This is a genomic window from Modicisalibacter xianhensis (assembly GCF_900113605.1).
Taxonomy (GTDB): Bacteria; Pseudomonadota; Gammaproteobacteria; order Pseudomonadales; family Halomonadaceae; genus Modicisalibacter; species Modicisalibacter xianhensis.
Genome location: NZ_FOPY01000023.1, coordinates 1 through 20,947 on the forward strand (window position 1 = coordinate 1; position 20,947 = coordinate 20,947).

Here is a 20,947-nt window from a genome sequence, read left to right on the forward strand (position 1 = left end):
CGCCGCGGGCGGCGAGCGTCAGCCCAGCGGCAAGCACCGGGTGGACCGGTTCTGTCGCCAGCATGGCATCGACCATCGGCTGATCCCGCCTTACCGGCCACAGACCAATGGCATGGTGGAGCGTTTCAATGGCCGCGTGAGCGACATCCTGAATACGCATCGGTTCGACTCGCGGGAAGATCTGGAAACCACACTCAAACGCTACAACTGGCTTTATAACCACCACATCAATCAAAAGGCCTTGCATCATCAGACGCCGGTCGGTGCAATGAAGCAATGGCAGAAGGACCGGCCCGAATTATTTTGGAAACGCGTAATTAATCATCCGGGCCCCGACACCTAGGCACCAAGCTGTTTCTGCGCGGAACAAGCCTGACGCTGACTGCTGATGGGGAATATCTTTATACATCAGCAAAAAAATGCTTGAAATAAACGATGAGATAATCAACAAAATAAGAGGCGAAAATATTTCCGGCAAGGTCCGCCTGGGCATTCCCAATGACTTTGAACTAGCCTTTTTGCCAAAAGTGTTGCGAAGCTTTTCAAAAACCTACCCCAACATTTCAGTTGAAGTGGACTGTGAAATAAGCAAGGTAATCCAGCAGCGTTATCAACAGCACTTCTATGACATAATTCTGGTCATGGAAAACATAAACCCCACCGACAGCCGCGATAGTCGCGATAGTCGCGATAGTCGCGATAGTCGCGATTATCGCGTCGAGCAGCTGGAATGGGTAATGGCACATGACTACAAACTTGAACTTGAAGATTGCATACCATTGATCACCTACCCACAAGGGTGTGTTTATCGCAGCATGACGGAAACCCTTTTGCTTTCGAAAGGTCTTTCCTACAAGATAGTTTACACCAGCCCCAGCCTGCTGGGGCTATTATCCGCGGTGGAAGCAGGGCTAGGCGTCACCGTAATGGCCCACTCTACGGTCCCGAGCAGGATGAAAAGCTGCAACTACAGCCCTATATTGCCACCACTTGGGCAAGTCTCCATTGGCCTATATTATAAAAAGAATGAACTCGGTGCTGCTGCACAACGCGTGCTTGATTTTCTAAGAGCCGGCATCGCAAACATGGAAAAGAATGAGATATAGCCAAGCTGAACAGCCTGGCTATATTTAAAACCATTTACTCAAATATATTGGAAATCTTGGTTACACATTCCTCGAGGATAATCCCCCCCTTTTCTGCTGTAGAACCAACTGGGGATGACAAGGTACCTGATGAAGGTACCCATGAAGGTTCAGGAGGAAAAACATCATAGGGAGGAAATACCGCTGGTTCAATATGAACGGCTTTGTCCATATTGACAAGCTTAGGATGGATACACAGCATGATCGAGGTCTCTAGAATACCGCCATGCTCAACTGCCCAACCGGTAAAGCCTTCCGGAAATATCTTGGCAATGATTTCCTCGCCCACGAAATCCCAATAAGAAAGCATAAAAACTTTTATATCTATGCCCTTGCCTCCAAAGTGTTTTGCCAACCTGTCCGCAGCCTCGGCAATGAATGCCGAATTTTCAAAATGACCGTTCAACAAGACAATCTCTCGGCAACCATGCTCTACAAAAGCATGCATGACATCATAAACGTAGTTTTCCAATGCGCTGCCAGACACACAGGTTGTGCCAGGAAAAAAGTTACCCCCACCCGACTTTACTTGCGATTTATAGCCATAACTAATGGCTGGCGCAACAAGAACGGAACTTGTTCTTTTCGCGACCTCTTTCGCTATATATTCGGGAATAAGAACGTCGGGATTCAGTGACATATGCGGACCATGTTGTTCTATGGCCCCCACGGGTATTATGATTTTTTTCTCCCCGGTTTTTACCAGATCACGATAGGTCATCCAGTCCATTTCTTCGATTTTAACATTATCCATTTTCAGAACTCCGATTTGTTTCATTCGAAAAAGAGTACTGGTTAACCTCTTCGTTTACTGCCCTATAGATCGAGTATGCCATTAGAAGCATGATGATAGAGAAAGGCAAGGCGGACAGGATCGCTGCTGTTTGCAATGTACTTAATGCCCACGTCCCCCCAGCAAGCAGCAACACAGCCGCGATCACGCCTTGTATCACTCCCCAGAAGACACGGTGGCGAGCCAGAGGATGCGGGTTGCCCTCACTAAGGATCGTCGTCAATACCAGCGTTCCTGAGTCAGAAGACGTTATAAAATAGGTAGCGACCAGTATGGTACCGAAGAAAGCGGCCAAAGTGCCCACCGTCCCGGCATCGACGGCATCGAACGTAGCGTAGAGGGCTAGTGAAAGGTCTTGGCTGACTACTTGGGAGATACCTCCCTGACCAAACAGCTCGACATAGATCGCCGATCCTCCATAGGCAGAAAGCCAGACGAATGACAACAATGAGGATACGCCAACGACACCAAAGATAAACTCACGGATTGTTCTTCCCTTGGATACCCTGGCAACAAAGACACCTACGAAAGGAGACCATGACATCCACCAGCCCCAATAGAAAATGGTCCACCAACCTTGCCACAGATCCTTCCAGGATCCCTGCGCATTATCAGCAACCAGGTTGGCACCGGAATATAGACTCAAGGGGACTAAATTCTGTACATAATCGCCCAGGGAATCGAAGAAACCATTAATAATGTAACGGGTAGGCCCAAATATGAAGAAGAAGGCCAATATCAAGAAGGTAAGCCACATGTTGGCTTCGGAGAGTATTTTTATGCCTCGCTTGAGCCCCGTTAGCACGGAAATGAGCGCCAGCACAGAAATGACGGCAATGAGGATTACCTGTATCTGGCTTGAAACAGGCACACCCCATAAAGAATTAAGCCCAGAGTTAATTTGCTGAACACCAAGCCCCAAGGATGTGGCAATGCCAAAGAGTGTGGCAAAGATAGCAACGATATCGATGAGGTTACCAACCCAGCCATTCACTTTCTCTCCAAATAAAGGATACAAGGTGTAGCGAATGCTCAACGGTTTTCCATATCGATAAGCCATCAGTGCCAAGGCAAGCGCTACAATGCAGTAGATTGCCCAAGCATTAAGCCCCCAATGAAAATAGGCAAGCCGCATGGCAACCGTAGCCGCCTCAGCATTGCTTACCGCCGAAGAAAAAGGCGTACCTTGTGACAAGTGCATGATCGGTTCGGCGATCGACCAGAATATAATGCCTATCCCCTGCCCCGCCGCATAAAGCATTGCGAACCAAGTAAAATAACCAAACTCTGGTTTATCGTCACTGCGACCAAGCTTCAAACTACCATAGCGGCTAAATGCCAAACACAACAGAAAGAAGAGAAAAAATGACGCGAGCCCCACATACCACCAATTGAAATAATAGGTGACATAGGTTCTGCCACGATCAATGACAGCGGTCGTGGCGTCAGGAAACAGGATAGCAGAAACTATGAAGGCCCCCACCACGATCAAAGACATTATGGTCACGAAGATATTCACCCCTTTAAAGGGGCTGGAATGGAGTATCATTGTTTTATTCTCCCTTCTATGTAAAAGGGGAGCTGGGCTCCCCTGGGATATTGCTATTTTACGATATTGTGCTGCGGGCCATACGGGAAGCCGGTAATATTGTCCGCCCCTCCCTCATGAACCACTAAAATATCATGTTCACGATATCCCCCCGCCCCAGGCAGGCCCTCGGGCACCATGATCATCGGCTCCATGGAGACGACCATATTTGGCTCCAGCACTGTCTCGATATCTTCTCGCAGCTCAAGCCCTGCCTCACGACCGTAATAATGACTCAGAGTGCCAAACGAGTGGCCATAGCCAAAGGTACGGTATTTCAACAAATCGTGCTTGGCAAAAATTTCATTCAACTCGTGAGCAATATCACAACAACGCACACCCGGCTTGATCAGCTCCTGACCACGCTTGTGAACCTCGCAATTGACTTCCCACAAGCGCAGGTGCTCATCGGATGCATGCTCGCAGAACAGGGTGCGTTCAAGCGCAGTGTAGTAACCTGAGATCATTGGAAAAGTATTCAGGCTAAGAATGTCGCCAGGCTGTACACGACGAGAGGTCACTGGGTTGTGTGCCCCATCGGTATTGATTCCCGACTGGAACCATACCCAGGTATCCATTAATTCGCTGTTGGGGTAGGTCTTGGCGATTTCACGTACCATGGCCTGTTGTCCGGCAAGCGCCACTTCATACTCCGGCACACCAGCCGCGATGGCGTTTCGCACCGCCACGCCACCGACGTCGGCAATACGAGCGCCTTGCCGAATGAGAGCTATTTCCTCGGCCGATTTCACCATCCGCATTTTCATGGTCGGTACGCCAATATCGACCATTTCAACTTCCCCTAGTGCATCGGCCAACTTGGCCTTATTCTGCAGGGTCAGATGATCGTACTCTACGCCAATGCGCTTCTTGCCCTCACACAACTGCTTGATGGCTTTGAAGAAGTTATCCTTTTGCCAATCAGTGTAAACAATATTGTCTCCCAAACGGTTCCTACGATACGGTTGCCCGCCGTCAATATTGGCAGTGACCGTCGTGAAGCTGTCCTGCGTTACAACAAGGCCGTAATCACGACCGAACTTGCAATAAACAAAATCGCTAAAATAATTAATATTGTGATAAGAAGTTAATGCAATGGCTTCGACATCGTTCGCTGACATGTAGCTTCTAAGCTTGTCGAGACGCCCCCGCATTTCTTCGTCAGAGAATGTCGGAGTAACTTTAGCACCGTTCGGAATTTCGATAAGGGATGGCAGCTGCATTGTTAACACCTTTGTATATTATTACGCAATATTCAGCACAGGCTGATTATCTACCTTTACTGAAACAGTACTTTTATTTTCCGAAACGCTCTTCTCTGAAAACTCGAAAAGAGCTAGAGCGTACTTCTTTTCCAATATCTTGATAACATTGACTATATGGGCAAACTCCTCCTCCTCGACTTCAATATCAAAACCTACTACTCCAACCCCTGATAGACTGGCAGCATAGGTTTTATTGACTCTTAGTGTAGATATGACATCTCTCCTCAGGCCTTTAGGAATCAGGCCTTCGCCTGAGCTTGACTTGACTTGACTTTAAATACCAAAGCGCACAATGCCATATCACGTTCTCTATTCATTGTTGCATTGACTATCGCCATGCGCTGACGGACAAGCAAATAACTAGTCCAAATCAGGTCATTTCCTTTCTTTATGCTTTTATATTTCAAAGACTTAACGAGAAATTTCACAAAAAGATCAACGGGGAGGGGTGGATGCATCTTCACAGCCACCCTCCGGCGTATTGCGGCTAGCCAGCCATTAGCCAAGCATTCACGAGATCATGCGCCAGCCACCCTACCCCGTTATGAGTTCGAATGAGGCAGGTGATAAATAGGATAGATTTACGAGAGATATTATTCTTGGCCTCGATTTATAGAATAATTCAGAATGCCTTGGTCAACTGAAGACGCAGCATGTCGCCACGAGTATCGTTTTCTGACTCGTACTCGTTGTAATAAGCGGCTTTCAGTCCAACCCCTAACTGTGGCCAGAACCGTCCCGCCTCGATGCCGAAAGCATGTACCTCGGCTTTGTTATCGGCAAGCGCAGCAGGGGTACCCTTATCGCTCTCAAGCTGCCAGGCATCGTAGCCCACCAGGCCAAGTTCAACCCCGTTCGCAAAGCGACGACCCAAGCCCCACTCCACGAGCCAGCTATCGCCCGGGGTGATTCCGGTCTCATTTTGTTCGGTCTTTACCTCGTAGCGCGCCAAGGCCGACAGGGACCAGCGACGCGCCTCGTCCAGATGCCATGTTCCGCCCAGCGTCAGCATCGTGGTTCGATGGCCCTTGCCAACTGAAGCCGGCTCGTCCTGGCTGAACTGCGCCGTGTCGAACCACATACCTGCAGCAAACACGGCATCCCATTGTGGGCCGTGCCACCCCAGCACTATCGGCCCCAGATAAATATCTCCGATCCCGCTGTCGTCATCGCTCAGGCCGACCCCATCAAACGCCAGATCTGTTTCGAGCACGGGAATGATCGCTTCGACACCATAATTCGCGCCAACTACGGTCTTATCCGTCACCCACACGAAGCGGCTCACTAGCGCATTGACTGTCCCGGAATTCTCTCCCGGTATAGCTTGTCCTTGCTCATCACGCAGGCTATCTATGTCGTAGTTGACGGCGTACCCGCGATAGTAAAAGCCAGGCGGGGGAAGCACGGGACCTCCCAACCCTTCCACGCCGGGAACATAGTGGCCATTGGCTGCCAGAGCAGTATTACCAGACACAGCGCTAGCCAGTGCGATCCCCAAGCGGGACAACACCATCGTTCTTTTCATCATCGGACTCGTTCGGCTTTATTCTTGGAAAAGGACCCGATGCCGAAAAGACGGCATCGAGCCAATGCGCTCGGTTCAGAAGGGATAATGACGCGGCCGATGCTGGACACTGACCCAGTGGTCGGTAGTGAACTCTTCGATGGCCCAGTCACCGTTGAAGCGGCCCAGCCCCGAATTCTTTTCTCCGCCAAAGGGGACATGTGCTTCGTCATTGACCGGCATGTCATTGACGTGTGTCATCCCTGCCTTGATGTCCTGCGCGAATCGCAAGCCACGCTCAATATCTGCGGTAAAGACGCTGCTCGACAGGCCATATTCACTGGCATTGGCCAGTTCTAGGGCATGCGCCTCGTCACGGGCCTTTTGGATTCCTACCAGCGGGCCGAAGATCTCTTCACGGCTGATCTCCATCTCGGGACTTACGTCACCGAACACATGCGGCGCAACTAACTGCCCCTTGATGGGACCGTCGAGCAGCACCGTGGCGCCTTCTTGCCTAGCGGTAGCTATCTTTGCTTCCAGACCCTCGCGTTGCCTAGCATTGATGACTGGCCCGACCACAGTGGCCATGTCATTCGGGTCACCGACCTGAAGCGCTCTGACCTTGCTGATGAACCGTTCAACGAAGTCATCATAACGAGCCTCGTCGACGATGATCCGGTTGACAGCCATGCAGATTTGGCCTTGATGCAGAAACTTGCCCATGGCAGCCGCATCCACTGCCTGGTCGAGGTCGGCATCGTCCAGCACTACGAAGGGGCTATTGCCGCCCAGTTCCAGGGCAACCTTCTTGATATGTTCCCCGCCGCTGCAGATACTGCCGATACGTCGCCCCACCGGTGTCGAGCCGGTGAAGGAAATCATGCGCGGCACACGGTGCTCGACGAACGCATCGCCGATCTCGCTGCCAGCACCGACTACTACGCTCAACACTCCGCTTGGCAGCCCCGCCTCCTCGAAGATTCTCGCTAGCAACAGTCCCCCCGTCACCGGCGTATCGCTGGCCGGCTTGACAACGACCGCATTACCTAGCGCTAGTGCCGGCGCGATCGAGCGTTGTGAGAGGTGCAGCGGGAAGTTCCACGGACTGATCACCCCGACCACCCCCAACGGCTTGCGATAGACACGGTTCTCCTTACCCGGCACGTTGGAGTCTAGGGTCATGCCATGCACGCGGCTTGGCATACTGGCCGCTTCCTGAGTAATAGCGCGAGCGGCGCCCCATTCTACATTGGCCTTGAGCCGGGTACTGCCGGACTCACGAATCAGCCAGTCGATGATTTCGTCCTTGCGCGCATCAAAGATGGCGACTACCCGATGCATCAATGCGGCCCGCTCGCTCGGCGATGTTGCAGCCCAAGCCGGTTGGACCTTCTCCGCAGTCACATAGGTCTCGTCGAGATCCTCGCGGGTCGCGAGCGGAATGGTCACTAACGCCTCTTGATTGTAGGGGTTGGTAACTGTCAGGTGGCGCTCGCTGCGCCCCTTACGCCACTCACCGGCGATAGTTTGTAGAGAAAAGTCAGTATAATGGACAGTCATTCCGGCTCCTCCATGAGGCCATGACACAGCTGGACATGGCCTCCTTATTCATAAATGTCCAGATCGTTGGCCAACACGAACTCGCCTTCGTAGTAACTCGCCATCTCAGTGCTCAGTTGCTGATCACTCTGGCCAAACAAGAGCGGATGATTCAGTACCAGTAGTTCAGGTTCGACATGCCGACCGATTTTCGCTAGCTGTTGGGCACTGGTGTGGGCGTGGTACATGTAATCCTGCCAATCCTGGGATAGACGGCTGACGCCCTGCTCACTCATCACTTCATGGATGAGAATATCGGCGCCCTCGAAGTATTCGTAGAGAGCCTGGTCGTGGCGGGTATCGCCGCTGATCACCACGGTCTTATCCGGCGCCTCAACCCGGTAACCAAATGCCATCCCATCCGCCCAGCTACCATGGGGCACTTTGAATGCGGTAATGGTTACTCTATCGTCCTGATGAACCACCTGGGTCCCACTGATTTCAGTGACTTCAACCTTGAAACCTTCTGAATTGGCCGGCTGGGTGCCGTGCAGACGGTGTCCGATGTCAGCCTGGTAGGCCTCAAGAACATGAGTAGTCATTTCCTCGGTGCCTTTGGGGCCGACGACCTTTATCGGCTCGCTGCGGCCCATGATCCAAGGACGCAGCATCAGCTCCGGCATGCCCATCACGTGATCGGAATCGAGGTGCGTGAGAAACACCTTGTTCATTGCACCATAGACAGAATCATTGCTGAAATAGATGTCCTCAGGCATGAAGTCCTTGCCAGATAAGGCGTCGAAATTCTTGACGAACCCCGGCCCGGCATCGAACAAGTACATTTCCTTGTCGACTACGATCAGAATGGACTGGCCAGCGCGCTCTTGGTTAAGCACCGGAGTCCCTGTGCCAAGCATGACCACAGTGGTTTCACTTTGGTCAGCCTGATTAGGCTGGCGCTCAGCCATGGCGTGCTGGCCAATCAACGCCCCTGTCAGGATAAGGATTGATAATGATGTAACCGCTTTTCTCATGCTGGGCTCTCCTGCGGTTTCGTTATTGTTCGTCGATTTCCCGTGTCCCGATGGGCTTACAGGCGTATGCCGGACTTGCCGGGTGAGAGAATGCCGTTGGGGTCCAAGGCTCTCTTTAAGGTCCTGTGAACCTCACGCAACGGTTCACCAAAGGTACCGGCGGCCTTTTCCATGAACTCAGTATTGGTGCGATAGATGCCGTAGCCGCGCTTGGCGAACTCATCGATCAGCTCACTGAAGCAGGCATGGGCGCGCTGGGTCTCCTCCGGGTCCTGGCGGTTGTAGAGCAGGTCGATCACATGGTGCATGTCACGCCAGCCGACGATATATTCTGCCACGTAGTCGAAGCCGTACTTGCCGAGGATCTGCTGCGCCAGTTCGGTCTGATCCCTGGTCTCGCTGCCCTTGGCTTGGGATACCGGAGCGAACCACATGGAGCCGCCGCCGCCACGCCAGTTGTAAAGGCCAAACTCCTGCAGGTTCATGTCACCTTTCATCAGCGCCGAGCGATAGGAAAATCCCCCACCCCGCTTCTCGGCTTCCTCGCCATACATGAGCCTGGCCTTGCCACTCGCACCGAAAGCCTGCTCGATGATCTTCCAGTTGACGTCGATTTGCTCCGGCGTGCCGTAGAGTGCTGCATAAACGTTCCATTCGCCGATACCCTGATCAGCCTTGATGCGATCGATAGCTTCACGCGGAATGGAGTCGTTGCCGTCGTAGTACTCCTTGCGCGTGACATGGGTGCCTGCATCCCAGAGGGTATGCACAATAACCACGGCGTTAGGGATAATCTGGGCAATGCGCAACGGGCGCAGCACATCGACGATTTCCTCGATATCCTCGGGATCCTGATACTGGATCAGGAAAGGGCGATAGGCCGGCGGTTCGGGCATTAGCCACAGGCCCATCTTGGTGACGATGCCATAGTTGGACTGGGTGAAGAGACCATCGATATACGGCCCATACCCCCACTTGAAGACCTGCCAGGAGCTGGAATTCTCGATGCCGCCCATCCCGGTGCGTACCACCTCACCGTTGGCCAACACCACCTCCATGCCGCACTGGAACATGAAATGTTCCCCATAGGGCGTGTATCCCACACCACGATCCAGGGTGTTGCCCACCGGGCCGGCAATCGCCGAAGGAGCCGGCGGGTCGAGCCACAGCTTGAGGTCGTTCTCCTTGATGTAGTCGTGGAGTTGCTGATAGGTCACGCCGGGCTCGAGCAGCGCCGTACAGACGTCGGGATCGACATCGAGAATCCGGTTCATGCGATGCATGTCGAGCATCACCTGGCCGGTCTCGCCGGGGGCGGCAGAGCCATACCCCAGGTTCTTGCCGGTAGAGATCGTCCAGATCGGTATCTTGTATTGATTGCAGGTGCGCACAATTTCCTGCACCTGCTCGGTAGTGGTCGGCAGCAACGCTGCTGACGGAATGTAGTCCTGATCATCGCCGGCCATCATGATCTTGGTATAGGGTGCCAGTTGATCGCTCTCGGTCAGGACACTATCGGCGCCAAGTATGTCGCGAAAGCGCGCCAGGGCTGTATCGAAGTCAGCCTCGGCCACGCCCTTGGGGAGAATACGCGGTGATGTACTCATGGATTCATCTCTAGATTGTTGTGATCAGGAGGGTCAGAGCCTGACCAGAAAGCTCAATTCGCTGCCTTTGTCGGTAACGATCTCCAAGCGCGGAAACCGGCGAGCATAGCGGCCAGCAGTACCCGCCAACGCCAGGCGGGCGTATGCCTCGCCCAGCGCGAACTGCCAACTTTCGCCTTCCGTTGCCTGCAAATGCGTAACGGGTCCCCGGTGACTCACCAAGTAGTCACCCCTCGCCTCGTGACGGCCCAAGGCCAGGATTCGGCCTCGCCCGGCCAGCAAACTGGTCAGCAGCACTAGGCCCGCCTCGTCGGTAAAGCCAGTCACCAGAGCGCCGCTGGGCAGGGAGTTCAGGGAAAGTGGATCCAGGTGGCCTTCGTAGCGGGGAGTCCAGCCCTGCTGGCGTAATCCCAACCCCAATTTGGTAGCCGAACTTCCACTACCGTACAGGCCGATCTCGCCATGTCGCGATGCAATACCCGAACTGAGCTGGCTAGCCCAGGCGGCTCCGATGGAAAAAGGAGCGAAACCACCTAATAGCAGGCCATTCTTCAAGAGCTGCCGACGTGTCAGGTTCATGGCGCTACTCCTTAACAATCGGCGCATCATCCAGCTCTCCGCTGACCAGCGCACGAATCAAGCCATTGAGTTCGGAATCGCTGATCTTGGCCTCACGGAAGGCCGGCATGGCGGCACGGCCATTGCGTACCGTCATTCGGATATAGTTTCCTCTCGCCTCCCACGCAGCCTCGGGAAAAGCGATAGTGATCTCGGGGCCAACACCGTACTGCGGAGCATGGCAGTGCGAGCACACCTGGCGATAAATCTCTGCGGGCTCTCGCACGGTTTCTTTAGATGAATCACCAAATACCGGCAAAGAGGCCCCAGCCAGAGCAATCGTCAAGGCAGCAGCCACACTGCCATGCCGACATTGCGGGAACATTGTTCGTGATTTCATGAACGTTCAGCCTTTTCATCAGGGGTTTTCGAGCGGTCCAAGCCACACGACACGGGCCGCCACTTCTTATACTTTCGTATAAATCAAAGACTTAGCATTCCAAACTACTGCTATAGGACTCTCAATAAATGTGCCGAAAAATAAAAATTGCCTGAGGTCAGCGAGTTAGTGGGTTAAATCGACTCGCCCTGGGTTTAAGAGGCAATTGCAGGCAACGAAATGGGTGACGCAAATCATCAAGGCATCACGAAATGGTGAACTGGATTGTCAGTAGACATGGGTTTGCCACTTGGTGGGAGATGATATGCTGACACCTGCGAAGCGACTGATACGCCTGCCGCCCTATGACGACCCAACGCCCACCGCTCTATCCCAGTGTTCAAGACTTGATTGGGGCTCTACGTTTTCTGCCGGAAGATGGCCAAATCTGGTTAGGAGAGCAGCGTATGCTGCTAATGCCGCTTCAGGCTTCGAGTTTCTTTCGGGAAGAACTGGTTACCAACTTGGGTATTGAGCGCGCCAAGGGAATCTTCATGCGGCTTGGGTACTATTCCGGCCTGCAGGATGCCGAACTGGGCGATGCACTACGTGACAGAACACAGCGTCTCGAAGAAAGCTATCTCGCCGGGCCGCAGTTGCATGCGCTACAGGGACACGTTAAGGCCGAGCCCATCTCTCTCGACATCGATCTCGATAATGACCGCTTTTATAGCGAGTTCATCTGGAAAGGCTCCTTTGAGGTCGACGTGTGGCGCTCGGAGGGCCCTCAACCCGCCCCGGTATGCTGGACACTGTTAGGCTATGCCTGCGCCTACGCCACCCACCTCATCGGGCGAGAGGTGCAGTTTCGTGAAGTCGAGTGCCGGGGTTGTGGGGATGCGCAGTGCCGCATCGTCGGCAAATTAGCCCACGAATGGGAGGACCACGAGACGTTTGCCAGCCAGTTCCGGGCAGATCCGTTGATTGATGAGCTGTACGAACTTCAAGAACGTATCGCAACACTGGAGGACGACATTGCCCGTACTCGCGGACGCGCCAGCTGGGAACCCATAGGCACGACACCTGCGTTTCGCGACATGCTGGGCATGCTGGATCGTGTGTCGCCTTCCGAGGTTCCCATCCTTCTCCTGGGCGAGACCGGTACAGGCAAGGAGATCCTGGCCAGACGAATCCACGACAACAGCCCTCGGGTCAATGGTCCTTTTATCGCGATCAATTGCGCTGCGATACCAGCCGAACTCATCGAAGCCGAACTCTTTGGCGTCGAACAGGGGGCTTTCACGGGAGCGACGCGAAGCCGCCAAGGACGCTTCGAACGCGCACATGGAGGAACGCTATTTCTCGATGAACTCGCGGAGTTGTCTCCCCGAGCCCAGGCAGCGCTGCTGAGAGTGCTTCAGGAACACGAGATAGAGCGCGTCGGCGGCCAGGGCCTTATCAATGTCGATGTACGGATCGTCGCAGCCACACACGACAATCTCACTGACCGAGTCGAAGAAGGCACATTTCGCAAGGACCTATACTATCGGCTCAATACTGTCACCCTGACAGTTCCACCATTACGTGAACGGCGCGAAGACATTCCCCACTTGGCCGACCATTTCCTGGCCCATTTCGAATGCCATTATCAACGCCGCACCCTGGGCTTCTCAGACCAGGCCTTGGCTGCAATGAGTTACCATGCCTGGCCAGGCAATATTCGCGAACTCAAGAATGCCATTGAGCGCGGTGTAATCCTGACCGGAGATCACAAGCGTATCACCGAGCGTGCTATCTTCGGACAACAGCCCATCGCGACACCGGATCGTGAGAAAGGGAAACGATTGGCAAGCCACGGCAGGCTGGATCTGCAAGAGGGATCGACTCCACCCTCTCGGCGACACTTGGTACGCTCCTTACTGGAGGCCGGCATACCATTCGAAGAGATCGAGCAGACACTGATCGAGGAAGCTCTCAAGGAGCATGATGGAAACATTGCAGCCGCAGCTCGTCAATTAGGCATGACTCGTGCAGCATTCGCTTATCGACTAAAGAAAACGAGGCGGTGACCTGACATAATAAATCTTAACTTCTTGCGGCGCTTTACCACTCCCTTTTCTTGAATAAATCATTAATTTCCCAGAGTCAATTTTCGATATAAAATACAAAAAATCTAATAAATACAAGACACACACCTTCATAAAAATCCATACTATACAGCAACTTGCTGTATATTAACGTCTCAAGCCGGCTGTTAGTACAACAAAATACGTATCGTTTATTGACGCTTATACTAGACAGACCGCTCATTAATCAGTATTATGCTTAATTGCTCGAAAAGCTTGCATGAAAAATTCTTCGGATAAACCTAGTCTCGCCCTGACGAGGACTGGATCACCGGCGCTTTCGAACGTCCCCGACGCCATCGATAGAGAGGGAATCCATGTCGACACACTTCGCTGCTTGCAGCGCCTCATCATTAGCTTATTCACACCCTAGCGTCCTGTTTGCCTTGCGTAACAAGGGCGATCCTTAGCGTCCTGCCAGCTACCTCACAGTAAGCCGCCTTCCGCACCGCCGGAGCAATTCTCTCGGCATAAAACCAGCCGCCCCTTCATTTTTATTGGAAGGAACGGGGCTGAATTTAACGCGTGCAGGAAAAGATTTCGGCCATCTCATTGGATGGTCAGGCATGACTATGTGCTGATTAAAGGCATGCCTGTTATCAGCACACCGGACCTGGAAAAGACTTTACCATGAACGAATTGTATCAATTCTCCACCATGACGGTGCTATTACTACTGCTCGCCTTTTATGGCGGAACGTATCTATTGACATTAAAGATACGCAAGAAAAAAGAAGATACCGACGCTTTCATGGTATCCAATCATCGAGTCGGATTTGGCATTGGCTCGGCCAGCATGACCGCCACCTGGATTTGGGCAGCCTCCTTCTATGCGGCTGCTACTTCCGGCTACACTTATGGTGTCTCGGGACCGCTGCATTATGGCCTCTGGGGGGCATTGATGATCCTGTTCATCTATCCCTTCGGGCGCCGCTTCCGCAAGCTGGCTCCTAATGCGCATACGTTAGGCGAGTTGATCCATGCTCGCCACGGCTCATCCAGTCAACTGATTCTGGCCTTCTCCAATGTCCTGGGCAGTATCATCAGTCTGATGGTCAACTTCACTGCAGCTGGCGCACTGGTATCGGTATTGTCCCCGCTCTCATTTCAGGCTGGCGTGATCATTGCGGGGCTTGGCGTGCTGGGCTATACGCTATGGTCAGGCTTTCGGGCTTCTGTACTCACCGATTTCGCCCAGTTGGTCGCGCTCATGGCGATTGCCATCGTGATCATTCCTGCAGTGCTGTTCGCCATGGGCGGGCCCAGCGAGATGGTTGCCGGCCTGGACAATCTGACAGCGGAGCAGGCTAACCTGTTTTCCATGGAGGCCATCCTCAACCAGGGGGCGCCTTTCTTCGTCGCCGTGCTGGCCTATGCCATCGGTAACCAGACCATTTCCCAGCGCCTATTTGCAGTCAACGAAGAACATATCAAGCCAACATTTATCACAGCAACCGTAGGCTACGGAGCCATTGTCATCGGGTTGGGCATGATTGGCCTACTGGCGCTGACCCTCGGCGTCGAACCCTTGAACGGCGATATGAACAACCTGATTCCGCAGATGGTTTCCAGCTACCTGCCCCCGGTATTCATTGCGCTATTCTTCATACTGGTTATCGGCTCGCTGTCTTCTACCGCTGACTCGGACCTGTCAGCGCTTTCTGCCATCATGATGGCAGACGTCTATGGCAAGAACATCGCCAAAGATAAGGCCGACCCAGCACGTATGCTTTTCATCGGACGCTTGACCATGATCGTGGCGACAGTTGTCGGTATCGTCTTTGCCAGCTTCTCTCTGGATATCCTGGTGATGCTGGTGTTCGTTGGTGCCTTGTGGGGAGCCATCGTGTTTCCGGTCATTGCCAGCTGCTTCTGGAACCGCGTCACCAATGCTGCTTTTACTATCTCGGTAATCGTCGCCATGCTCCTATTCTGTGTGGCTCGCTTTGAGCTGGTGACCATGTCAGGAGTAACAGGGCTTGCCTTCGAACTGCTTGCCAGCATCGGTGGCGGAGTGATTATCGGCTTGATGGCCTTTGGCTTCTTTGGCCGCACCGTGGGAACCATTACCGGTATCCTCGCTTTCCTCGCCATGGTAACGCTGGCGACTGGATTCCTACGGGACTATACCGTACTGCTCTCCTCTTTGACCGCGTACGGTGCCAGCACCCTTGTCTGTACTGTCATAAGCCTGCTTGGCCAGCAGCGCTTCGATTTCTCTACCATCAAGGAAAAGGTCAGTGACTACGATGACCATCTGGACCAGGATGTCACACCCGAAGGTGCCCTGACCGGAGGTTTGGCTTCCCAGAAATGAATCGATGTGCCTGCGTTGGCGGCGGCTCGCAGGCCTATAACTACACAGGAGTTTCCCATGCAGACCTTGATTTACGGCAGCTACGTACTGATTTGGCCCATCCTGACTTTGGGCGTGCTGACTCTGATCTGTCGCGCCGTGTTGCGTGATATGCGTGTTGCAAGAGAAGAGAAACGTGACTTGGTTTGAGTCCGCTTTACTTAACTAACCGCGACCCACAAGGCTAAACAGAGCGCTGTGCCCCGAAAGGAGCACAGCGCTTAATTAGAAATCCTTGAATTTATAACTCGGTGAAAAAAGACCGTTCGAGCAGTTTGATCACACTTTGCTAACCGAGCAGCCCGACCAGGGCCAGCCAATGGCTGGCCTGTTTCCGTGATAATAACTGCGGGATCACTTCTCTTCGGTGATACAGGCGTCCCGAGCGTCCAGCGCCGCCTCGTAAACATCGCGCCCGGGCAGGCCCCGCCCTTCGAGCTTGCTCAGGTACTGCTCGATGCCCTTCTCCAAGGGCTGCTGCCAGTCGGCATTCTCTAGAGGGTTGTCGATCTCGAGTATGGTATGACCGGCCTCGACGGCTTTCTCCTTGCCCTCGCGATCGAGACGCCCGAAGACCTCGCCGGCATTCTCGGCCCAGGCCATGCCCGAGTGGTCATTGATTACCGCCTGCTGCTCAGGGCCCAAGCGCTCGTAGGTCCGCTTATTCATGGTGACGATCAGACCCAGCGAGTAGAACGGCACCTGGGTATGCTGGGTAGTCAGCTCATTGAGGCGGAAGGTATTAACGCCCTCCCAGGGCAGGCTGACGCCATCGATTACCCCACGCTGCATGGCGGTGTAGATATCCGGGGCCGGCATGCCGACCGGAATGGCACCCATGTCGGTCAACATGTCGCCGACCAAGGCGGTGGGGCGACGAACACGTAGCCCCTGCAGGTCCTCGGGGGTCTCCACCAGGGTCTCCTTGGTATGAAGAAAACCCGGCCCGGTGGTAAACATGAACAGTGGACGGGTATCGCCATACTCCTCGTCCAGGAGGCCTTCGTCGTAGAGGGTCTGTAGCACGCAGGCACCAACCTCGGCTGTGGGTGCCACCCCGGGCAACTCGACAATCTGGCTCAGCGGGAAGCGTCCCGCAGTGTAGCCTTGGACCGTGGAACCGACATCAGCGATGCCGCTGGCGGTCGCCTCATAGATGGATTCAGCCTTGGCCAAGGTGCCTGAGGGGTACAGCTCTACACGTAGCTCCCCTCCCGAAGCCTCCTCCACGGATTTCGCCCAAGCCTGGTAGAGATCCTGATGGACCGCCGAGGCGGCCGGGAAGAAATGCGCGAATCGCAGGGTCGTGGCCGCCTGCGCAGAGACCGTCGTCAGTCCAGTGACGGAGGCTGATAGCAGGCAGGCAATGAGCTTGTATTTCATGATTCCTCCGAGAGGTTCTTGTCGTGTTGTGAAACAGCTTGCACAGCAAACAGTTTTCGCATGACGAAATGAGGTTCCGATCATTCGGCTGTTAGCTCGGCTCCAGCATGAAGCGGGAGAAGAACTGGGTGAGTTCCTCGAAGCCATCGAGTGGCAGCACCAGGGAGACGTACTGGTCCGGGCGTACCACCACTAGCGCACCAGCTCCGCGATCGATGCCGCGTAGATCGAAAATGTCCTGATCCGTGCCCAGCACAGGAGCGTGGATCTTCTGGTAGTCCTGTAGCCCCAAGGGCCCCTTGTGCGGTCGCAGGAAGTCATGCATCTCGGCCCAGTCGACCTCCAGATGGGACTGCTGGATGATGCCGTGGACATCGAAGACTGCATCCGGATCGGCGCCCTTTGGGGTATAGCGGCGAATCGGTGACGCCTCGCTGGCCAGGAAAGCCATCAAGGCATTGAAACGCGAGCCCAGGCTTCGCGGGTCGACCATGTCAGCGAAGGCATACAGCCGCCAGCGGCCATCGGCGCGGTGGACATGGCCGAGGTGGACTCGCTTGGCATCGCCGAGCCGAATCACCTCGGCCGAGTGGAACCGGCATCCCGGCGGAAAACCGGTAGCCAGCCCCAGGTAGGTGTCGTCACCCGTAAGCAAACCGGGCGAGTAGTGAGTAGCGAACCCCGCGGTAAACTCGCTATTGGTGACGAACTGGCGCTGCACCTCGGCCAGCCCTTTCAGGGCGGCCTGCGGGTCGTCGGAGTCCTGAGCTGCGCCAATCGCCCGCGACCAGCGGGTATCCATCTCGATCAGATTCTCGGCGATGACGTGACGCTCGGCATTGTAGGTATGCAGCAGGCTGGCTGGGCTACGCCCCTCCAGCACCGAGATCAGTTTCCAGCCCAGGTTGAAGGTGTCCTGCATCGACACGTTCATGCCCTGACCGGCCTTGGCGGTATGCGTGTGGCAGGCATCGCCCGCGATGAAGACCCGCGGCGTACGATTGTTCACCTGCTCATGATCGACATCGTCGAACTTGTCAGTGACCCGATGACCGACACGGTACACAGAGAACCAGGCCGTCTCCTTTACCTCGAACCGGTAGGGAGCCAGGACAGCCTGGGCCTTTTCCAAGACCTGTTCCTGGGTCAGCCAAGCGTCCGGGGCGATGTTACCCATGTCGACGTACAGCCGGACCATGTAGCCGCCCTCGCGAGGGATCAGCAGGATGTTGCCTGCCTCGGCAGACTGGATGGTGCACTTGAAGCGGATGTCCGGAAAATCGGTCACCGCGAGCACATCCATTACGCCCCACGCCTTGTCTTCGCCGTGCCCTTGGGGCACCCGTCCGATGGACTGACGTACGACGCTGTGCGCACCATCACATCCAACCACATACTTGGCACGCACGGTCTTCTCGCCGTTCGGTGTATTGAGGGTCACGCTGACCCGCTCGTCGGCGGCCTCGGGCACCTCCACCTTGAGCGTTTCGTGGCAGTAATCGACCTGTAGCCGGCTGGATGAGTGGTACATGTACTCCAGCAGAAAATCGAGCAGTCGGGCCTGGTTGACGATCACGTGAGGGAACTCGGAGAGCCCGTCACGCACGTCCTGAACACGGCCGAGCCTTGTGATACGCGACTTGTGCCCAGGATCAGGCCCCCAGAAATGGGTCTCGTTGATCCAGTAGGCCTCGGCGATCATTCGCTCGGCCAGACCAAAGGCCTCGAACATCTCTACCGTGCGACAGGCTACACCATCGGCGCGCCCCACCTCGAGGGGGCCTTCGGCCTTTTCCACGACACGTGTGACGATATCCGGAAAACTGGAGAGCTGTGCCGCCAGCAGCAGCCCGGCGGGGCCGGTACCGACGATCAGCACCTCGACCTCCTCAGGTAGCGGCCCCTGGTCGGTGCTGCGCCCTTCGGCGGCGGGTTGAATCCGTGGATTGCCACTGCGATAGCCGTCGAGGAAATATTGCATTTGTCAGCTCCATCCCGCTAGGTACGGGTTTGCATAGGAGAGGTAAACTGGCGCCATCGGCCTGATTATCACATTAGTGATAGTCAGTATTGTGATCGATTTAGCGCGAAACAATTAGACTTTCTACCAAGCATGCTTCGTTCACTGGTCGCGAGCCCAGGGCATAGCCATGTAATATCGTGAAGTGTTCAGCCATCGCCCTACGCAACGGCACCTACCAGGTTCCGCTGCCAGACTACCGAAACAGGCAAGCTTCATGGCACGTCATTCGTCCTCGGGATCGTCCTACACGCCCACCCCAGCCCCAATCTCTTCTCCACTTTCGGAAGCCAGCGTTCTGCCAGGCAATCTGCTGCGACGCTGCCATCAGATCAGCGTCGCCATCTTCTTGCGCAAATGTGAGGCATATCAACTGACGCAGCTGCAATACATCATCCTGTGCGCCCTCGAGGAAAAGGGGCCAATCGACCAGATCACTCTAGGGGGGGCTACGGCACTGGATCGCAACACGGTCGCGGTCGTCGTACGCAAGCTGGAAGAGCGAGGCCTGGTGACCCGACAGCGCAACCCCAGGGATCGCCGGTCCATGCAGGTCACCTTGACCAAAGACGGCATACGCCTACGCCACGACGTCGAGCCGGCCGTGGCTGAGGTACAGAAAGAGATACTCGCGCCACTGAGCGAGAGCGAGCGCGAAACGTTGTGCAGATTGCTCCAGACGCTGGCCGACGAGAACAATCACTTGAGCCGGGTGCCGATCAATTTCGCTGGGTAATGCGGTGCTGCGCTCACTTACGCCGTCACGCATCAACCATGTCGATGAGGTTTTTCAGGGCCGGTGATTCATTCCCTTGCTTCCAGGCGACCCACAGCGGCATGTCGCACTCGTCGAGTTCGTCCATTCTATGAAAGCGGATCCCCGGCATGGGGTGCCAACTGCTGGCGGCTGGGACGATGGCGATTCCCAGCCCAGCGGCCACCATGCTGAGAATCGCGATGTTGTCGGCGCCATATTGCACTACCCGCGGATGGAAGTGGTGACGCTGGAAATGCGCCGTCACGCGATCGAAGTACCCGGGCGAGACATGGCGAAAGCCCCAGACGAAATCCTCATCGGCAAGCTCCTCGAGTCGCCGGGGTGGAGACGCGGCCCAGGGCGACGTTTCCGGCACCGCCAGGATCAGGTGGTCGCGATGCAGCAGGTGTGTCACTAACCCGGGCTGGGCATCGCTATCGAGATAGAGTATGCCGGCATCCAGCCGGTCTTCCCTGAGACGCTCGAGCTGGGGGCCGGAAAGCAAGGGAAAGACTTCGAAAGCGACACGCGGGTAGCGCTGACGGTAGCGGCCAAGCAGCCTGGCGACATGCGGTACCCACAAGTGTGTCACGGTAATCCCCAGACTCAGCCTGCCGGTCAGGCCGCTACCGAGCGATGACAGGCGTGCCTTGATCTGTTCGCGGCGACCCAGCAACTCGCGGGCATCGTCATAGAGGGCGCGCCCAGCGACGGTCAGTTGCATTCCACGCGCATGCCGATCGAAGAGCGGAGTCTCCAGTTCGCTTTCCAGCAGCTTGATCTGGCGGGTCACGGCCGGCTGCGCCACATGAACCTTCCGGCTGGCTGCCGATACCGAGCCTGCTTCGACCACGGCCACGAAGTAATGCAATTGACGAAATTCCATTCCCT

General features: G+C 54.9%; 18 protein-coding genes. 6 read left to right on the forward strand and 12 right to left on the reverse strand.

Annotated features, from left to right (window positions below; all coding sequences use genetic code 11):
• Nucleotides 1–343, forward strand: a 343-nt coding sequence (locus BM194_RS18890) for an integrase core domain-containing protein (protein WP_143097634.1), incomplete at its 5' end; no start/stop codon positions are given.
• A gap of 76 nt (nucleotides 344–419) precedes the next feature.
• Complete coding sequence (locus BM194_RS18895) at nucleotides 420–1,106, forward strand: LysR substrate-binding domain-containing protein (RefSeq protein ID WP_092850130.1); 687 nt, start codon at nucleotides 420–422, stop codon at nucleotides 1,104–1,106.
• 34 nt (nucleotides 1,107–1,140) lie between these two features.
• On the opposite strand, the gene BM194_RS18900 is transcribed toward BM194_RS18895, so the two are convergent.
• The 9 genes from BM194_RS18900 to BM194_RS18940 all read right to left on the reverse strand — a co-directional run bounded on the left by BM194_RS18900 (nucleotide 1,141) and on the right by BM194_RS18940 (nucleotide 11,436).
• Nucleotides 1,141–1,899, reverse strand: a complete 759-nt coding sequence (locus BM194_RS18900) for a creatininase (protein WP_092850133.1) — start codon at nucleotides 1,897–1,899, stop codon at nucleotides 1,141–1,143.
• Nucleotides 1,892–3,487, reverse strand: a complete 1,596-nt coding sequence (locus BM194_RS18905; RefSeq protein ID WP_092850135.1) for a BCCT family transporter — start codon at nucleotides 3,485–3,487, stop codon at nucleotides 1,892–1,894. The genes BM194_RS18900 and BM194_RS18905 overlap by 8 nt, the downstream gene beginning before the upstream one ends.
• A 53-nt stretch (nucleotides 3,488–3,540) precedes the next feature.
• Nucleotides 3,541–4,749, reverse strand: a complete 1,209-nt coding sequence (locus tag BM194_RS18910; protein ID WP_092850137.1) for a M24 family metallopeptidase — start codon at nucleotides 4,747–4,749, stop codon at nucleotides 3,541–3,543.
• 664 nt (nucleotides 4,750–5,413) lie between these two features.
• Complete coding sequence (locus BM194_RS18915) at nucleotides 5,414–6,304, reverse strand: SphA family protein (RefSeq protein WP_092850139.1); 891 nt, start codon at nucleotides 6,302–6,304, stop codon at nucleotides 5,414–5,416.
• A gap of 87 nt (nucleotides 6,305–6,391) precedes the next feature.
• Complete coding sequence (locus BM194_RS18920) at nucleotides 6,392–7,858, reverse strand: aldehyde dehydrogenase family protein (RefSeq protein WP_092850142.1); 1,467 nt, start codon at nucleotides 7,856–7,858, stop codon at nucleotides 6,392–6,394.
• A 44-nt stretch (nucleotides 7,859–7,902) separates the two neighbouring features.
• Nucleotides 7,903–8,871, reverse strand: a complete 969-nt coding sequence (locus BM194_RS18925; protein ID WP_092850144.1) for an MBL fold metallo-hydrolase — start codon at nucleotides 8,869–8,871, stop codon at nucleotides 7,903–7,905.
• A gap of 56 nt (nucleotides 8,872–8,927) precedes the next feature.
• The gene (locus BM194_RS18930; RefSeq protein WP_092850146.1) at nucleotides 8,928–10,478 is read right to left on the reverse strand and encodes an FAD-binding oxidoreductase; all 1,551 of its coding nucleotides are present in this window, start codon (nucleotides 10,476–10,478) and stop codon (nucleotides 8,928–8,930) included.
• Between the two features lie 33 nt (nucleotides 10,479–10,511).
• A complete protein-coding gene (locus tag BM194_RS18935; protein WP_092850149.1) occupies nucleotides 10,512–11,057 on the reverse strand; it encodes a hypothetical protein in 546 nt (181 codons plus the stop codon).
• 4 nt (nucleotides 11,058–11,061) lie between these two features.
• Nucleotides 11,062–11,436 (reverse strand): c-type cytochrome, encoded by a 375-nt coding sequence (locus tag BM194_RS18940; protein WP_092850154.1) that lies wholly within the window; start codon nucleotides 11,434–11,436, stop codon nucleotides 11,062–11,064.
• Between the two features lie 344 nt (nucleotides 11,437–11,780).
• Here BM194_RS18940 and BM194_RS18945 point away from each other — a divergent pair, with 344 nt between their 5' ends.
• From BM194_RS18945 to BM194_RS20815, 3 genes are all read left to right on the forward strand, one after another.
• Nucleotides 11,781–13,484, forward strand: a complete 1,704-nt coding sequence (locus tag BM194_RS18945) for a sigma-54-dependent Fis family transcriptional regulator (protein WP_092850156.1) — start codon at nucleotides 11,781–11,783, stop codon at nucleotides 13,482–13,484.
• A 687-nt stretch (nucleotides 13,485–14,171) separates the two neighbouring features.
• Nucleotides 14,172–15,857: a sodium:solute symporter family protein gene (locus tag BM194_RS18950; RefSeq protein ID WP_092850159.1), complete on the forward strand. Its 1,686-nt coding sequence runs from the start codon at nucleotides 14,172–14,174 to the stop codon at nucleotides 15,855–15,857.
• 57 nt (nucleotides 15,858–15,914) lie between these two features.
• Nucleotides 15,915–16,046, forward strand: a complete 132-nt coding sequence (locus tag BM194_RS20815) for a putative transporter small subunit (protein ID WP_218155430.1) — start codon at nucleotides 15,915–15,917, stop codon at nucleotides 16,044–16,046.
• A gap of 204 nt (nucleotides 16,047–16,250) precedes the next feature.
• Here the strand turns inward: BM194_RS20815 and BM194_RS18955 are convergent, their stop codons facing one another.
• Both BM194_RS18955 and BM194_RS18960 read right to left on the reverse strand, forming a co-directional pair.
• The gene (locus BM194_RS18955; protein WP_092850162.1) at nucleotides 16,251–17,279 is read right to left on the reverse strand and encodes a TRAP transporter substrate-binding protein; all 1,029 of its coding nucleotides are present in this window, start codon (nucleotides 17,277–17,279) and stop codon (nucleotides 16,251–16,253) included.
• Between the two features lie 91 nt (nucleotides 17,280–17,370).
• Nucleotides 17,371–19,260: an FAD-dependent monooxygenase gene (locus BM194_RS18960; protein WP_092850165.1), complete on the reverse strand. Its 1,890-nt coding sequence runs from the start codon at nucleotides 19,258–19,260 to the stop codon at nucleotides 17,371–17,373.
• Between the two features lie 256 nt (nucleotides 19,261–19,516).
• On the opposite strand from BM194_RS18960, the gene BM194_RS18965 reads away from it, so the two are divergent.
• The gene (locus tag BM194_RS18965) at nucleotides 19,517–20,035 is read left to right on the forward strand and encodes a MarR family winged helix-turn-helix transcriptional regulator (RefSeq protein ID WP_092850167.1); all 519 of its coding nucleotides are present in this window, start codon (nucleotides 19,517–19,519) and stop codon (nucleotides 20,033–20,035) included.
• A gap of 25 nt (nucleotides 20,036–20,060) precedes the next feature.
• On the opposite strand, the gene BM194_RS18970 is transcribed toward BM194_RS18965, so the two are convergent.
• Entirely contained in the window at nucleotides 20,061–20,942 is an 882-nt protein-coding gene (locus BM194_RS18970; protein WP_092850170.1) for a LysR family transcriptional regulator, read from the reverse strand.
• Between the last annotated feature and the right edge of the window lie 5 nt (nucleotides 20,943–20,947).

Coding starts and splice junctions, on each gene's coding strand:
- BM194_RS18895 (WP_092850130.1), top strand. CDS start 420: ATGCTTGAAATAAACGATGAGATAATCAACAAAATAAGAGGCGAAAAT.
- BM194_RS18900 (WP_092850133.1), bottom strand. CDS start 1,899: ATGGATAATGTTAAAATCGAAGAAATGGACTGGATGACCTATCGTGAT.
- BM194_RS18905 (WP_092850135.1), bottom strand. CDS start 3,487: ATGATACTCCATTCCAGCCCCTTTAAAGGGGTGAATATCTTCGTGACC.
- BM194_RS18910 (WP_092850137.1), bottom strand. CDS start 4,749: ATGCAGCTGCCATCCCTTATCGAAATTCCGAACGGTGCTAAAGTTACT.
- BM194_RS18915 (WP_092850139.1), bottom strand. CDS start 6,304: ATGGTGTTGTCCCGCTTGGGGATCGCACTGGCTAGCGCTGTGTCTGGT.
- BM194_RS18920 (WP_092850142.1), bottom strand. CDS start 7,858: ATGACTGTCCATTATACTGACTTTTCTCTACAAACTATCGCCGGTGAG.
- BM194_RS18925 (WP_092850144.1), bottom strand. CDS start 8,871: ATGAGAAAAGCGGTTACATCATTATCAATCCTTATCCTGACAGGGGCG.
- BM194_RS18930 (WP_092850146.1), bottom strand. CDS start 10,478: ATGAGTACATCACCGCGTATTCTCCCCAAGGGCGTGGCCGAGGCTGAC.
- BM194_RS18935 (WP_092850149.1), bottom strand. CDS start 11,057: ATGAACCTGACACGTCGGCAGCTCTTGAAGAATGGCCTGCTATTAGGT.
- BM194_RS18940 (WP_092850154.1), bottom strand. CDS start 11,436: ATGAAATCACGAACAATGTTCCCGCAATGTCGGCATGGCAGTGTGGCT.
- BM194_RS18945 (WP_092850156.1), top strand. CDS start 11,781: ATGACGACCCAACGCCCACCGCTCTATCCCAGTGTTCAAGACTTGATT.
- BM194_RS18950 (WP_092850159.1), top strand. CDS start 14,172: ATGAACGAATTGTATCAATTCTCCACCATGACGGTGCTATTACTACTG.
- BM194_RS20815 (WP_218155430.1), top strand. CDS start 15,915: ATGCAGACCTTGATTTACGGCAGCTACGTACTGATTTGGCCCATCCTG.
- BM194_RS18955 (WP_092850162.1), bottom strand. CDS start 17,279: ATGAAATACAAGCTCATTGCCTGCCTGCTATCAGCCTCCGTCACTGGA.
- BM194_RS18960 (WP_092850165.1), bottom strand. CDS start 19,260: ATGCAATATTTCCTCGACGGCTATCGCAGTGGCAATCCACGGATTCAA.
- BM194_RS18965 (WP_092850167.1), top strand. CDS start 19,517: ATGGCACGTCATTCGTCCTCGGGATCGTCCTACACGCCCACCCCAGCC.
- BM194_RS18970 (WP_092850170.1), bottom strand. CDS start 20,942: ATGGAATTTCGTCAATTGCATTACTTCGTGGCCGTGGTCGAAGCAGGC.